We start from the raw sequence: 14175 nt of genomic DNA on the forward strand, positions 1-14175 counted from the left end.
GTTTTAATTAACAACCCCCTAAGGCTACATTGGTCTTCTCTCTTTTTTGCACCTGTACTTCCACTTTCGAGTCGTCCGAAGTTTCTTCTTCGGCACCTGTAAAGTAGATCTGGGCTCCTTTTCTGAACGAGTAGGTTTCCATGTCGGCATACGATGCATCGTCAGAAGGCTGCTTCGGCTCAATAATGGTCTGCATCCAGCAGTTCAGCCCGCCGCGCATAACGTAGGTTCCCTTGTAGCCCAGCCGTTTGGTTAGTACCCACATTTGGTCGGCCCTGATATCGTCGTCGGAAACAAACACCACTTTGGTTCCCGGAATTCCGAAATACGAAAGATTGTCGGCTGTCAGCAAGCTATCCAACGGGATATTAATGGAGTGCGGCAAGGAATAACCCTGAAAATCATCTTCGCTCCGTACATCGATCAGCATCAGGGAAGGGTCTCCCTGGATGATCATTTTTGCCACCTGGTCGGTGCTAACATACCGGGTTGGCTGAATAATTTCCTGTAACAGGATTTCGGGATCAACCTGGTTGGGCTCGTCGTCCATTGTCAGAAACACAGTTCCGACAGCAAGTACAAGCATCAGCAGGGTAAGAAAAATATAATTTCTGTTCATTTTCCTAGAATTTATATTGTTTCATATTCTTACGAACACGTTTTTCAATCAACATGGTTCCCCAGAAAGCGGCCAGTGCCACCACCGTAAATGCCAGGGCAAAGTACGATGCCGGAATTCCGGTCAACTCGGTAAGCGTGATGTTTCCGAGCGAGCCGCTGCTGTAAAAGTCCTCAAAAAGCGGGAAAGCCAGCGAGAAAACCAGAATGCCAAGGTACAGGCCAATGGTAAAAAACAAGGCATCGAGTTTGCCGATTGCCAAACCGGTAAAGCTGGTTCCGGGACAATAGCCGCCCAGGATAAAGCCAAAACCCATGATAACTCCCCCAACAATCATGGGGCCCAGGTAGGTGGGAAGTATAAATATTTTGGACAGGTCGAGCCATCCGAGGTAATCGAAATACATAATGCCAACCATGGCAACAATCAGTGCCGTAAAAAATACGCGCAACACTAAGAAGTTATAGCCATAAAACACACCGGCGAGGTTTCGTGACGACGAAAACCCTGACGCTTCAAGAATGAACCCGAAAGCGATCCCGATCAAAAGAGCGATTACGAAATCCCAGCCTCCGCCTATTATACCGTTAGGAATTAATGGTCCCATATTTTAATTTTTTGAATATTCTGTTATTAATTCAGTCTCAGTTCTCAGTCTCAGTTTCCAGTAAATTCTTATTGTGAACTACATCCTGTCAACTGCGACTACAAACTGTCCACTTTCTAAATCCACAATTTTCTAAAGAAGTAAGCGATGATGTACCCGGTTCCAAAAATCGAGAACATCACAATCACCCCTCCCAGGGCAAAAGTTGCTGTTCCGCTTAAAGCTGCCCCGCTGGTACATCCTCTTCCAAACTGGCTGCCCAGCCCAAACAAGGCACCGCCAATTACGGCCCATATCAAACGTTTTCTGCTGGTAATGTTCGGCCCGTGATCCGTTCTGAACTTTTTAACACGTCCGAAAAGCAGCCCCGACAGCAATCCGCCCACCAACACTCCAAGCGTTTCAAACACCAGCCAGGTGTACATCGGAGAACGGTCGTCGCTCACAAACTGGCTCATGTAATTATTGGCTTTTGTGGCCGATGGTGCAATCGTGTTTGAGGTAGTTACTACTGCACTCTTTACCGCGCCGCTGGCTCCGAGCCCTCGGCCTGTTATGTAAACCGTTAAAAGAATCAACAAGCCCAGCAAAACACCACCCAGGTATGGATTGATGTATTTGGGTTGATTATCGATGGTATTATTTACGTTCATGCCTATGATATTTTTTGATTTAGTACAAATAACGAGTGATCTGACCGGCTTCCACCATGATAAAACGGAACATCAATCCGCCCACCAGGATCATTACCGGTGGCAACCATTTGGGCACATGAAATCCGCGGAGTTCAAGCACTTCCAAAACGGCAGGGAAAATTAAACCCAGGATCACCACAAACACCCAGAAACTTACGGTAAATGGTCCGCCCAAAAACAGGTTGGCCGCTTCGATGGCAGTTTGCGAGCCGGCTTTAAAGCCCATAAAAAGATGGACGATCAAAAAAAGCTCGATCACAATAAGGATCAAATCGATACGGCTCAGTTTCTTGCGTTCTTTTTCGTCTTTGCTTATCCAGATGATGGTTGCCAAACCCGTTGAAAATCCGGACACCAGGAACAAAGGTCCCAAAATAGAAGTATTCCAGAGCGGGCGGGCGTTAAAGGCCGACAACAAAATACCGGTATACACCCCAAGAATAATGGCGTAGATCATCATTGCCCAGGCAAAATACTCCCGGTTTTTGATCACCCAGGCTTCAAACTGTTCCAGAAAATTGAACTTCCAGTTCCAACCGGGAACCAATTCTTTCATGTAACTGGCCACCCAGATAAAAGAAAGAGGTGAAATAATCATGAGGGTCCAGGCTCCCCAGCTCATCGGAGATTCCAGCCTTACGGTTGTATACAACTGCCAGAAAAACAGTTTGTGTTTTAAGTCGAGAAACAAGGCAAATAATCCCAGCACCAGTGCGATGGGTGCAATAATGGGCGCCCATTTTACGGTTGCCTGCATCTGTTTTTCTTTTCCGCGAACCACATAAAATCCGGCAAAGAAAAGAATACCGGCTGCCAAACCTCCTAAAAACAAATAAAGAGGAATTTGCCAATGCCAGATATTGAGGTATGGATCAATATTCGGAATATTACGTCCACTTACAAATAATTCTTCCTTCATGTTTTGTCAATTTTATCGGTTAGGTAAGAAAATACAATTGAGGTTTTGTACCGGCCTCGGGCGCCAGCACTTTCCATTTGCGGTCTTTGATAGCCAGTGAAACACCGCTGTTTGGATCATCCAGGTCACCAAAGTGCAGACACCTGGTAGGACATACATCCACACAGGCAGGGCTCTGCCCCTTCTGAACACGGTGCAGACAGAAGGTACACTTATCCACATATCCATCCGGGTGCGAATAACGTGCATCGTACGGGCACGATTGAATACAGGCTCCGCAACCAATACATTTATGGTGCGTTACCGCTACAATTCCACCTTCCTCAATGTGGCTCGCCCCCGTTGGACAACAACGCACACAGGGAGCATTATCGCAATGGTTACACCGCTCGGAACGGAATTCCAGGCTAAGGCTCGGATAAGTTCCGTCAACGCTTTCAACAATCCAGTCGCGACAGTAGCCGTGAGGCACATTATTTTCTGTTTGACAGGCCACTACACAGTCGCCACACCCGACACATTTTTTTGTGTCAATTGCCATTGCATATCTCATGCTTTAACCTCCTTTCCTTCCAGTGCAGGATCTTCTGTTAAAAATGTTATAAAGTTTCCTCTCATTCCGGTTCCGCCCATTACCGGGTCAACGGCCACGTTGGTAATCATTTCGGTATCGCTTGCTCCACGCCCGAATGCACGTGACAGTTTTTTGTTTTTGTGCCCAAAACCGTGGACCATGTAAACCGAATCCCAGCGAATTCGTTCGGTGACGCGCACTTTAACAGGGAACGAGGTAATGTGTCCGTCCTGGTTCTTCAACCAAACCTCCTGGTCCTTTTTCAGTCCCCACAAATCAGCCACTTTTGGATTAACCCAAACACTGTTTTCACTCATTAAATCCGAGAGGTTCGGGTTATTCGACGTACGGCTAAAGGTGTGCATCGGCGCACGGCCGTAAATCAGTCGATAGAAATTCTGTGGTGGCTCCGGATGTTTCGTATATTTTGGAAGCGCGTCGAACCCATGGTCGGCAAAATCGGTAGAGTACAATTCCACTTTTCCTGTATTTGTATTGAAAGTGAAGTCCTCTCCGTCGCCCAAGTATAACGGACCGCTCTTTCTCGGGAATTTCTTCAGACCGACTTTTTTCATCTCTTCGAGCGATGTTCCCAGCTTTTTCAGCTGCCAGTCGATCACTTCTGCATAATCATCGTAGTTAAAGTAATCGTGCAAACCGAGGCGTTCACCGATATGTTTGGCAATCCACCATCCCGGTTTGGTATCGTATTTTGGCTCAATGGCCGGCATACGCAACGCAATGTTGGGTTCCCTGTTGGGCGCCGAACGAATAACATCGTAACGCTCCAGGTAAGTAGCTTCCGGAAGCACCACATCGGCATAACCCGTGATGTCCATTGGCATGGTGTCCATTACCGCGATAAATTCCACCGAAGCGGCTGCTTCTTTAAACAAGGGCTTATCCGGCATCGATAGCGGCAGGTTTGTTCCGGCCACCAGCCAGGCTTTTACCTGGTGTTCGTAGTTGTATCGCGGAATCGATGCTTTCAGTAATTCGGTGGTAATCCCCATGGTTGCCAGAGGATACTTCCCGTAGTTCAGATCTTTCCAGGTCCATTCCGGCTCCGGGTATTTTGGCTGCGGAAAATGCGGAACCGAAATCCCCTCCGGCAAATACAAACCACCGCGTTTCCCCCATGCTCCCAACAATGCAGTAAGTATGGCCATCGCTCTTTCGCGTTGAGTATCGTCGCCGTACCAAACCACATGTCTTCCGGGATGGATCACGACCGCCGGTGCTGCACCCGCCATTTCACGGGCCGTTTTGCGAATTTGCTCCGGCTCAATGGTGGTAATTCCGTAAGCCCATTCGGGAGTCATGTTTTTAACATGCTCTTTCAGGTATTCAAAGCCAAACGTATATTTCTCAACAAATTCCTTGTTGTAAAGTCCTTCATAAATCAACACATGAATCCATGCCATCAGCAGGGCAATATCCGTAGCCGGCTTAATCGGAAGCCAGTAACTGGAATGAGCTGCAGCGGTTGAAAAGCGGGGATCGACTGTAATGATAGCCGCACCGTTATCAATCGCATCCGACATCTCCTGCACCTGCGAGTTATGCATGTTCTCACCCAGGTGCGACCCGATCAACACCAGGCAGCGTGTATCGCGAATATCGGTCGATTCAGGCGAACCAATGTAGGCGCCGAAAGTGGAAAAATAAGCTGATGAACGCGGTCCGCGGCAATTGGCAAAAGCCGGCTCTGCATTGGTTTCAGAACCATAGGCACGCAGAAGATGGTGAAAATGTCCCCCCGGAGTTCCGTGGTTAAACAAGCCAAACGCTTCCGGTCCGTACTTTTCCTTAACTTCCTTCATTTTCACGGCTACCAAATCCAGCGCTTCTTCCCAGCTTGCTTCCCGGAAATACTGACTGCCGTCTTTTTTTGTTTCCCGGATCAGCGGCGTCTTCAAACGGTCTTCATCGTAAACCATTCCAACCCCGCCGGTACCACGCGGACACAAACGACCGTTGCAGTGCGGATCATTTTTGTTCCCGATCACTTTCCGGATACGGCCACTTTTGTCAACATATGCCCAGGCTGCACATTTCCAGAAACACACTTCGCAGTAGGTCGGATACGGTGTCAGATCTTCGTCGCTCACCGGCCCTTCGGTTTCTGATTTGAACAGACCAAATCCGTTCGAACCAAAAGCCTTTATGCTGAGAGCCGCAGCTCCGGTTCCAACTGCTGAAATTTTGAGAAAATCCCGTCTTGTCTTCATGCGTGAAATATTTTTATGGTAAGAAGGCAAACATGCTTGCCGTTCATCTATTTCATCAATTAGTTAATATCCATATCTAAATAGTTGTATTTTTAGATATGATGGCAAATATAAAAAGGTTTTTGTATTAGAAAGCTGTCAATTGTCAATTTGAAAACATTAAAAATAAGCAAATTAGAACAGCTACAAGAAAGAATGCTATTAAACACATATGATCACCAACATAAATGACAATAAACTGATTAGCAAATCAATAAAAGAATCATCAAATAACTCTGACTTATTTCAATAAAATACTTTTTAGTATTAATTAAGAACAAATGATACATTGAATACAGAGTCTAAATAAAAACTGCAACCGACATAAGTTCATTGGAAAATGCATTCAAACACCCAACAGCAAAGAGACAGTAGCCTTCCGGAAAGAATATTAGATAACATAAAAAAGAAATGTCGGTTTCAAATTATTCCAAATTATCTCATATTTGCCAAACCGATGGCATAATCCACCTGAAAGAAAAGCAGGAAATAACCGACAAAAAAATCGTAAGAGATGAACGACAGGAGAACATTCTTGAAAATCGCATTGGCCGGAATTGTTGCTTTTTTTGTGTTCATCTGGAACAAGCTAACCCTCTACCATCTGAAAACCATCAAACAACAAAAAAGCACGGTTCCGTTTACGAAAAACAAGGAAGTCTTTTTTGCCGACCAGTACATTATTGTTACGAAAAACAATGCCACCACTGTTTTTTCGGCTCATTGCACCCACCTCGGATGCAAGATCGACAAAACCGAAGGCGACCGTTTGGTGTGTCCCTGTCACGGTTCGGAATACGACCTGCAAGGGAAAGTGCTAAAGGGGCCCGCCTACAAAAATCTGGAAGTGCTTCCTTCGCAGCTATCCGAAGACGGGCAAAACATAATAATCGGAGCCTGAAATGAGCAAAAAGAAAAATAAAACAACTTTTGGCACTTTGTCGCTGGCCATGTTTTGGCTGGTGGTTCTTTCGGGTGTTGCTTTGGCCATTCCTTTTGACGTAAAAGATCCGTACCTGAGCATCAGCAATATGATGGTGGTAAACCCGTGGGCTTCGTTTATCCGGAACTACCATTACTGGAGCTCCCAGTTTTTCCTTATTTTCAGTTTTATACACCTTTACGAACACTATCACTACAAGGAAAAGATCGGACTTAAAAAAGGACTCTCCTTTCGTTTGAGCCTTGCAGTCCTGATCATTTTTCTGGCCATGATCACCGGATTTCTTCTGAAAGGCGATGCCGACAGCCAGCAGGCCCGGCAAATATTGCAAACGCTCACCGAACGTCTTCCCCTGATCGGGCAATCGCTGGCGTTTTCACTTTTAGGTGCCCCCGAAAGCTACCAGCTGATTTATGTGCACCACATCGCCACCTTCACAGTTTTCATTGCCATTGCGATGGTAGAACACGGCCGGAAATTCTGGCCCCCGGTGCTCGATTTTGTGGCCTCTTCAGCAGGGCTTCTTATTTTCAGCTACTTTCTGAGTGCCCCCCTGCACGACAACCTGAATCCTGCGGTAAAAGGACCGTGGTATTTTGTCGGATTCCAGGAAATACTGCATTGGCTCAAGCATCCTGAGTGGTCGCTGTTTATGTTTTTGGCAGTTCTTATACTGGTTTACCTGGCCAATTCCGCAAAAGGCAAAACCATGTTCCTCAGCAAACGCTCGCTGCTCATTTTTGTGGGTTTGTATTCTGCGCTCACTATTGTCGGGCTGTTTTTCAGGGGGCAAAACTGGAAATGGACTACCCCGTGGAGCCAGGAATACAAATTTGAAGTACTTCATAACTTCCGGACACCCGCCGTTAATTTTTCGCCCGAATTTGAACTGAATGAAGCGCTTGCATCTCCGATTATTCAGGGAAGAAAAGAAAGCTGCCTGGCCTGCCACACCGGGACACACGGTTTTACAGATTCACACCGGGCCGAAGCAATCGGCTGTATTTCCTGTCATGCGGGAAATCCTTTTGCCACCGGAAAAGAACAGTCGCACCGAAACATGATCCTTATTCCGGGGAACCTGGCAACCGCCCAACAATCGTGTGGCACCACGCAGTGTCATCCGCAAATCACGGAGCGGGTTCCTACCGGACTAATGGCTACTTTAAGCGGGATGATCAGTGTAAACCGTTTTGTTTTTAATGAACAGGATACTCCTGATGAACCCGCACATGTCAGCCAGTTGGGGAATTCAGCTGCCGACGAGCATCTTCGGAATCTGTGCGTACGCTGCCACCTGGGAAACCCGAAAACCGAACCGGGCCCTGTAAACGAGTTCAGCCGCGGAGGAGGATGCCTGGCCTGTCATTTAAATTACAGTCCGGAGGCAGAAAAAGAACTGGCAGAAAACAAGGGAGAAATCATGCGGGCACATCCCGAAGTAAGCCTGAAAGTTACAAACAACCACTGCTTTGGCTGCCACAGCCGTTCGGGCCGTATTTCCACCAACTACGAAGGCTGGCACGAAACAACACTTACCAAAAAAGAAATGCCCGACTCGGCCCATTACCGGCTTATTGAAGGTGAACGGGTGTTTGTGAAAAAGCAGGAAGATGTGCACCACAAACTCGGACTGGAATGCATCGACTGCCATCATTCGTACGAGCTGATGGGCGATGGGAATCATTACGCGCACCAGGAAAACCAGCAGGATGTTCAGTGCTCGGATTGCCACATCGACGGCGAACCCCGAACCATTGCAGCGGAAGACCTTGACAATGAATCGGCCATTATTGCGGCGCTTCGTTTTGGCAATATTGCAGGCAAAAAATTACTGCTGACCGAAAAACACAAGCGGGCTTTGATTAATACGTATGTCGAAAACGACTCGGTGTATTTCATTACCAAAAACAGTGGCAACAAAATGACCATGCGGGCACCGGCAGCTGTTTGCTCCCGAAACGAGGCACATTCCAGCCTCACCTGCTCCAGCTGCCACACCTCGTGGGCGCCAACCTGTATCGGCTGCCACAATGCCTATGAAACCAATGAGCGCGGATACAACATGATTGAAAACCGCGAGCAGAAAGGTACGTGGGTGGAATACATCGGGCAGTACGAGGCTAAACTGCCAACACTGGGAATTCGGAAATCAAAAGATAAAACAGAAGTCGTTCCGGTTATTCCGGGAATGATTATGACCATTGACATGAAATCGTACACGGGCAACGAAAACGATCCCGAGATTTTTCATCGATTGTATGCCCCCACTTCGCCGCACACCACCTCCGCCAAGGGAAGGAATTGTGTAAGTTGCCACAACAACCCGGTGGCACTGGGTTACGGAGAAGGCGAGCTTAACTATGTCGTTAAAAACGGAAAAGGAACCTGGGAATTCAGCTCACAATATGCAGCCGATCTGCACGACGGACTACCGGCCGATGCCTGGATAGACTTCCTGAAAACCCGCACAGAAAAGGTGGCCACCCGCTCCGATCTTTTCCCCTTCGACGAGCAACAACAGCAGCGCATTCTTACGGTGGGAGCCTGCCTTACCTGCCACGACGAAAACTCAGCAGTAATGCAACGAAGCCTGAATCATTTTGATGAACTTCTCAAAACCCGGAGTCAGCAGTGCATCCTTCCTGAATGGAAATAATATCAATTGAAGTGAGTTTTACATTCAACGTATTCCATAAAAAACCTTGAAGATTTTTGATTCTCCAAGGTCGATCAGTTTATAATGGACAAGGTGTTTCAGGCAAAAACAAGAAACGTCCCTTTAATCAACTCGAACGTATTTTTCGATGTTGCAGTTATTTTTATCATAATTACCATCTTTATCAAGTGGAGAAAACAGGTAAACCTGGTAAAGCGTGTCTCCCTTAATTTCAAGATACTGTTGCACTTTTCTACCCAGAAAGTTAGGGACATTGTGATAGAGGACTTCTTCTGTATAAACATGTCCAGACAAATCGTAAGTCCCTCCTCCATAATTATTTATAGTTTGCGGACCATTCGTGCTTTTGCCAACAAACATAAAATACTTATCCGACCAGGTTTTGAGTTGTCCTCCATTGGCTTGATCCTGAATGGCGATTCGACTTTGCCCGTTTCGAACTAATTCCATGCTGATAAGTTTCCATGTTCCATTCAGTTTTGTTTTATCGCTTTTAAAGCTGAAAAGCGTAAAAATTACAGCGAATAAAATGAGTGATTTGAGTTTCATAAATTTATTGAATTAGATTGTTTATTTGGATGGTTTGAAAGTAGTTTTTATTTTCCTGAAATCACTGGTTTTATAACATAGTGTTACTTATATCTTCCGGATAGTTCAGGTTTCGGAACAACTCAGTATATTTTTTTACCCATGCGTCCGATTCAACAAAATGGGTGTTGATTTCCTGTAGCAGAAAATGCAATTTGTAATTACCCTCTCCGATTTTGGCTTCGATTTGCGGAAGAATACTCTTGCGGTAAAAGGCGATCAGAGGCTCCTTCTTCCCGTCGTGGAGAGGGACAACGGCATCAAAATCACTGATTTCGCTTTTTAGAAATTCAATAAAATCAGCAGTAACAAAAGGAGAATCCACACTTAACACAAAGTTCCACTGGTTAGAAGATTCATTCAGGCAGGAATAAATGCCTCCCATGGGGCCACAATCTTTTACCTCGTCAGCGACGAGGCGATGTGAACCAACCCGGTGTTCTTCAGCATCAGAACTAATCAGGATTTCATCACAAACCTTCGAGCACAAGTCAACAGCACGCGACAAAAGTGTTTTGCCGTCTAACTCAAGCAGTGCTTTGTCGGTTCCCATGCGGCTGCTTTTTCCCCCGGTAAGAATGATGGCTGTGATTTGCATCCTTTTAAAACAAAAAGCCCTGACAAAACTGCCAGGGCTGTGTATATTAACTAGCTCTTAATCGCTGTAAACTCGACTTATCCAGCTTATCTGCGGCATACTCTTTTGTGATCACGAAATGTTCCACTTCTTCCGAAGGCATGTCAAACATCGCATCGTTCATGATGTTCTCGCAAATGGAACGAAGTCCGCGGGCCCCCAGTTTAAACTCGATGGCCTTTTCTACAATGTAGTCCAGGGCATCCGGCTCAAATTCGATTTTAATACCGTCGATCTCAAACAACTTTTTGTACTGCTTAATGATCGAGTTTTTGGGCTCGGTAAGAATGTTCCGCAGCGTGTCTTTATCCAGCGGATCGAGGTAAGCCAACACGGGCAAACGGCCAATGATCTCCGGAATCATACCAAACGATTTCAGGTCCTGTGGCGAAACATACTGCAACAGGTTTTCCCGTTCGATACGGTCGGTCTCCTTGGCGGCGCTATATCCAATCACTTTTGTATTTAAACGATTGGCGATTTTGCGCTCAATCCCGTCGAAAGCGCCACCGCAAATAAAGAGGATATTCTTGGTGTCTACCGGAATCAGTTTCTGCTCCGGATGTTTCCTCCCTCCCTGTGGCGGAACGTTTACGATCGATCCTTCCAACAGCTTCAGCAGACCTTGCTGAACACCTTCGCCTGACACATCGCGCGTGATCGAAGGATTATCCGATTTGCGGGCGATCTTGTCGATCTCATCCACAAATACGATTCCGCGCTCAGCCGCTTCCACGTTATAATCCGAGGCCTGCAACAAACGGGTCAGCAAACTTTCGATGTCTTCACCCACATAACCTGCTTCGGTTAATACCGTGGCATCCACAATGGTGAACGGAACATGCAACATCCGGGCAATGGTTCGCGCCAGCAGGGTTTTTCCCGTACCGGTTTCACCTACCAGAATGATGTTGGATTTCTCAATCTCTGTATCGTCGTCGCTAACGTGCTGTGTCAATCGTTTGTAGTGGTTGTACACCGAAACCGAAAGAATTTTCTTGGCGCGGTCCTGTCCAATCACATACTGATCCAGAAATTCCTTGATTTCCTTTGGCTTCATCAACTGAATCCCGTCCAGGTCAAAGCTGTCGTTGCTTTTGAGTTCTTCCAGAATAATAGAGTGCGCCTGATCAGCACACCGGTCACAAATATGCCCGTCGATCCCAGCAATGAGTAAATTCACCTCATTCTTCTCCCGTCCGCAAAACGAGCACTTGTCCATATTTTTACTATTTGACATTATTTCCTGTTACGTACCAAAATTTCGTCGATCATACCGTATTCAACGGCCTCTTCGGCAGTCATCCAGTAATCACGGTCTGAATCTTTTTCAATCTGCTCAAAAGTTTGTCCCGAATGTTCTGCAATAATGGAGTACAGTTCATTCTTGATCTTTTTGATTTCGCGTGCAGTAATCTCAATATCTGAAGCCTGTCCCTGGGCACCTCCCATCGGCTGGTGGATCATGATCCGCGAATGCTTCAGCGCCGAACGTTTTCCTTTGGCTCCGGCGGTCATCAACACCGCGGCCATCGACGCTGCCATACCGGTACAAATGGTGGCCACATCGGCTGTAATGTATTGCATGGTATCGTAAATACCCAAACCGGCATATACCGAACCTCCGGGCGAATTAAAGTAGATCTGAATATCCTTGCTGGGGTCGGTTGATTCGAGGAACAGCAGCTGAGCCTGGATAATGTTGGCCACTGTGTCGTCGATCGGAACACCCAAAAAGATAATACGATCCATCATCAAACGCGAGAACACATCCATCGAAGCTACGTTCAACTGACGTTCTTCAATAATGGTTGGAGAGATATAGGCTCCGTACATCGAAGTATACCGGTGCAAAGTCATGCTGCTGATTCCTGCATGACCGGTTGCATATTTTTTAAATTCGTTGTGGTTTTCCATTGTATAATTCACTTAATAAAAAAACTTTGCAAATCAGTTATTTTAAACGATTCACAAAGTTATAAAAAAGTTCTTTGCTCTTACCTTTTCGCAGGAGCTATATTTCCTCGATGTGAAACAGGCTGAATTCGCCTATTGCATCATTTTTGTAAACTCTTCCTGTGAGATTTCTTCCTCTTCAACAGTAACCTTTTCTTTTACGATCGCGATTACTTTGTCTTCGTGAAGTTTTTTGTAAATACGCTCGTTCTCTTCCGGTTTTTCAAGCATCATTTTGGCGAACGACTCCAGTTGTTCTTCCGGAACATCGTAGATACCGTATTGCTGGTATTGCGCCAATGCGATATTTTTGGCAAAATCTTCGGCTTCTTCAGGTGTTATTTTCACTTCACCTTCTTTGGCAATCGAATCTTTGATCAGCTGCCATTGCAGGTCTTTCATAAAACCGTCGAAATCCTGGTCGATCTGCTCTTCTGTCAGTTCTTTGTTTACTTCTTTCAACCAACGTTTCAGGAAAGCTTCAGGCAACTCAAGGTTAGCCTGTTCTACCAAACTGTCGCGGGTATCCATTGCAAATTTATATTCTGACGAACTTACCAAACTTCTGGCAATCTCTTCTTTGATTCTTGCTCTGAAATCTTCGATCGTTTTTACTTCGGTCTCTTCACCGTAAAGCTTTTTGAAAAGCTCTTCGTTCAGTTCAGCTTTCTGGAACTGAAGTACTTCGGTTACCGTGAATTTGAATTCGCTGTTCAGCTCGTCAGCCTCTTCATGCTTGATGTTAAGCATGTGACCTACTTCGTGACGATTGTCGAAAGCTTTTACCGGATCGAAAATAATGATGTCTTCTTTCTTGCAACCAACAAACGATTTTTTGATCTCTTCGTCTTTGATTCGGTCAACTGCCAGGATCACGCCTTCCGGAGCAATGCCACCTTCCACGTCGTTTCCTTCAGCATCAACCTGCACAAAGTTTCCGCGAACAGAACTGGTTTCGTTTGCTTCTTCTGCCGGAACGTTTTCACCCAACTGATTGGCAGCCATTTCTTCCTGTTGCTGAATCATTTCATCCGAAACAGCAATTTTATAATACTTCAGTTTGTTGTCTTTGTCCAACGAAACATTTACTTCGGGAGCCAAAGCAACGTCGAAAGTAAACGTGAAATTCTCATCCGTTTCCCAATTGATCGGAGCCTGTTTTTCTTCGTTCGGAAGCGGTTCTCCCAGAATTGGAAGTTTTTCATCCACCAGGAATTTCGACAAATTCTGAGAAAGCAATTTGTTTACTTCTTCTACCAAAACAGCAGTTCCGAATCTTTTCTGGATAAGCCCTTTAGGTGCTTTTCCTGGTCTGAATCCCGGGATGGAAGCTTTTTGACGATAGTCTTTCAAAACATCCGCCACTTGTTTTTCGTAATCGGCTTTTTCAATGGCAATGTTGATCACTGCATTTACATTGTCGATGTTTTCCCTGGTAATATTCATTTGTTCTTACTTAAATTTATTGCTTTCCTATAAACTAAAACCGCCAACTCTTACCTAAACAGGAAGGTCGGCGGTATTTTTGTGCGGATGAAGGGACTCGAACCCCCACACCGTAGGTACTAGATCCTAAGTCTAGCGCGTCTACCAATTCCGCCACATCCGCATTTAGCGGCGCAAAGGTAAACAAAAATTTTATTTTCCAATACCTTTTGCGCTTTTTAATAAAAATCTTATTTCGCTG

At 45.8% G+C, this 14175-nt stretch carries 13 protein-coding genes and 1 tRNA gene; 2 read left to right on the forward strand and 12 right to left on the reverse strand.

Annotated elements, in window-relative coordinates; translation table 11 throughout:
- Positions 1-7: 7 nt before the first annotated feature.
- The 6 genes from INQ51_RS04825 to INQ51_RS04850 all read right to left on the reverse strand — a co-directional run bounded on the left by INQ51_RS04825 (position 8) and on the right by INQ51_RS04850 (position 5645).
- On the reverse strand, positions 8-619 hold the full coding sequence (locus INQ51_RS04825) for a rhodanese-like domain-containing protein (RefSeq protein WP_233376748.1): 612 nt from the start codon (positions 617-619) through the stop codon (positions 8-10).
- A gap of 4 nt (positions 620-623) precedes the next feature.
- Positions 624-1226, reverse strand: coding sequence for a YeeE/YedE thiosulfate transporter family protein (locus INQ51_RS04830; protein WP_233376749.1), 603 nt, complete (start codon positions 1224-1226; stop codon positions 624-626).
- A 116-nt stretch (positions 1227-1342) separates the two neighbouring features.
- Positions 1343-1879: a YeeE/YedE thiosulfate transporter family protein gene (locus INQ51_RS04835; protein ID WP_233376750.1), complete on the reverse strand. Its 537-nt coding sequence runs from the start codon at positions 1877-1879 to the stop codon at positions 1343-1345.
- A 19-nt stretch (positions 1880-1898) separates the two neighbouring features.
- The gene (gene nrfD, locus INQ51_RS04840) at positions 1899-2840 is read right to left on the reverse strand and encodes an NrfD/PsrC family molybdoenzyme membrane anchor subunit (RefSeq protein WP_233376751.1); all 942 of its coding nucleotides are present in this window, start codon (positions 2838-2840) and stop codon (positions 1899-1901) included.
- 19 nt (positions 2841-2859) lie between these two features.
- On the reverse strand, positions 2860-3393 hold the full coding sequence (locus INQ51_RS04845) for a 4Fe-4S dicluster domain-containing protein (RefSeq protein WP_410796124.1): 534 nt from the start codon (positions 3391-3393) through the stop codon (positions 2860-2862).
- Entirely contained in the window at positions 3390-5645 is a 2256-nt protein-coding gene (locus INQ51_RS04850) for a molybdopterin-dependent oxidoreductase (RefSeq protein WP_233376753.1), read from the reverse strand. The genes INQ51_RS04845 and INQ51_RS04850 overlap by 4 nt, the downstream gene beginning before the upstream one ends.
- A 553-nt stretch (positions 5646-6198) precedes the next feature.
- On the opposite strand from INQ51_RS04850, the gene INQ51_RS04855 reads away from it, so the two are divergent.
- Together INQ51_RS04855 and INQ51_RS04860 are read left to right on the forward strand one after the other, a co-directional pair.
- On the forward strand, positions 6199-6585 hold the full coding sequence (locus INQ51_RS04855; RefSeq protein ID WP_233376754.1) for a ubiquinol-cytochrome c reductase iron-sulfur subunit: 387 nt from the start codon (positions 6199-6201) through the stop codon (positions 6583-6585).
- Between the two features lies 1 nt (position 6586).
- Entirely contained in the window at positions 6587-9286 is a 2700-nt protein-coding gene (locus INQ51_RS04860) for a hypothetical protein (protein WP_233376755.1), read from the forward strand.
- Positions 9287-9409: 123 nt separating this feature from the next.
- Here INQ51_RS04860 and INQ51_RS04865 read toward each other — a convergent pair whose 3' ends face one another.
- The 6 genes from INQ51_RS04865 to INQ51_RS04890 all read right to left on the reverse strand — a co-directional run bounded on the left by INQ51_RS04865 (position 9410) and on the right by INQ51_RS04890 (position 14097).
- Positions 9410-9856, reverse strand: coding sequence for a hypothetical protein (locus INQ51_RS04865; RefSeq protein WP_233376756.1), 447 nt, complete (start codon positions 9854-9856; stop codon positions 9410-9412).
- A gap of 70 nt (positions 9857-9926) precedes the next feature.
- Complete coding sequence (locus tag INQ51_RS04870) at positions 9927-10493, reverse strand: molybdenum cofactor guanylyltransferase (protein WP_233376757.1); 567 nt, start codon at positions 10491-10493, stop codon at positions 9927-9929.
- A 46-nt stretch (positions 10494-10539) separates the two neighbouring features.
- Positions 10540-11754 (reverse strand): ATP-dependent Clp protease ATP-binding subunit ClpX, encoded by a 1215-nt coding sequence (clpX, locus tag INQ51_RS04875; protein WP_410796191.1) that lies wholly within the window; start codon positions 11752-11754, stop codon positions 10540-10542.
- 17 nt (positions 11755-11771) lie between these two features.
- Positions 11772-12449: an ATP-dependent Clp endopeptidase proteolytic subunit ClpP gene (clpP, locus tag INQ51_RS04880; protein WP_262909852.1), complete on the reverse strand. Its 678-nt coding sequence runs from the start codon at positions 12447-12449 to the stop codon at positions 11772-11774.
- A gap of 132 nt (positions 12450-12581) precedes the next feature.
- The gene (tig, locus tag INQ51_RS04885; protein WP_233376759.1) at positions 12582-13934 is read right to left on the reverse strand and encodes a trigger factor; all 1353 of its coding nucleotides are present in this window, start codon (positions 13932-13934) and stop codon (positions 12582-12584) included.
- Between the two features lie 82 nt (positions 13935-14016).
- Positions 14017-14097: transfer RNA gene (locus INQ51_RS04890), tRNA-Leu, on the reverse strand.
- Positions 14098-14175: the final 78 nt, after the last annotated feature.

The organism is Maribellus sp. CM-23 (assembly GCF_021354595.1).
GTDB lineage: Bacteria > Bacteroidota > Bacteroidia > Bacteroidales > Prolixibacteraceae > Draconibacterium.

What these genes read in the sequence shown, in the direction of transcription:
- INQ51_RS04825 (WP_233376748.1), bottom strand. Translation starts at nt 619, where the DNA reads ATGAACAGAAATTATATTTTTCTTACCCTGCTGATGCTTGTACTTGCT.
- INQ51_RS04870 (WP_233376757.1), bottom strand. Translation starts at nt 10,493, where the DNA reads ATGCAAATCACAGCCATCATTCTTACCGGGGGAAAAAGCAGCCGCATG.
- tig (WP_233376759.1), bottom strand. Translation starts at nt 13,934, where the DNA reads ATGAATATTACCAGGGAAAACATCGACAATGTAAATGCAGTGATCAAC.
- INQ51_RS04845 (WP_410796124.1), bottom strand. Translation starts at nt 3,393, where the DNA reads ATGAGATATGCAATGGCAATTGACACAAAAAAATGTGTCGGGTGTGGC.
- INQ51_RS04830 (WP_233376749.1), bottom strand. Translation starts at nt 1,226, where the DNA reads ATGGGACCATTAATTCCTAACGGTATAATAGGCGGAGGCTGGGATTTC.
- clpP (WP_262909852.1), bottom strand. Translation starts at nt 12,449, where the DNA reads ATGGAAAACCACAACGAATTTAAAAAATATGCAACCGGTCATGCAGGA.
- clpX (WP_410796191.1), bottom strand. Translation starts at nt 11,754, where the DNA reads ATGGACAAGTGCTCGTTTTGCGGACGGGAGAAGAATGAGGTGAATTTA.
- INQ51_RS04865 (WP_233376756.1), bottom strand. Translation starts at nt 9,856, where the DNA reads ATGAAACTCAAATCACTCATTTTATTCGCTGTAATTTTTACGCTTTTC.
- INQ51_RS04855 (WP_233376754.1), top strand. Translation starts at nt 6,199, where the DNA reads ATGAACGACAGGAGAACATTCTTGAAAATCGCATTGGCCGGAATTGTT.
- nrfD (WP_233376751.1), bottom strand. Translation starts at nt 2,840, where the DNA reads ATGAAGGAAGAATTATTTGTAAGTGGACGTAATATTCCGAATATTGAT.
- INQ51_RS04835 (WP_233376750.1), bottom strand. Translation starts at nt 1,879, where the DNA reads ATGAACGTAAATAATACCATCGATAATCAACCCAAATACATCAATCCA.
- INQ51_RS04850 (WP_233376753.1), bottom strand. Translation starts at nt 5,645, where the DNA reads ATGAAGACAAGACGGGATTTTCTCAAAATTTCAGCAGTTGGAACCGGA.
- INQ51_RS04860 (WP_233376755.1), top strand. Translation starts at nt 6,587, where the DNA reads ATGAGCAAAAAGAAAAATAAAACAACTTTTGGCACTTTGTCGCTGGCC.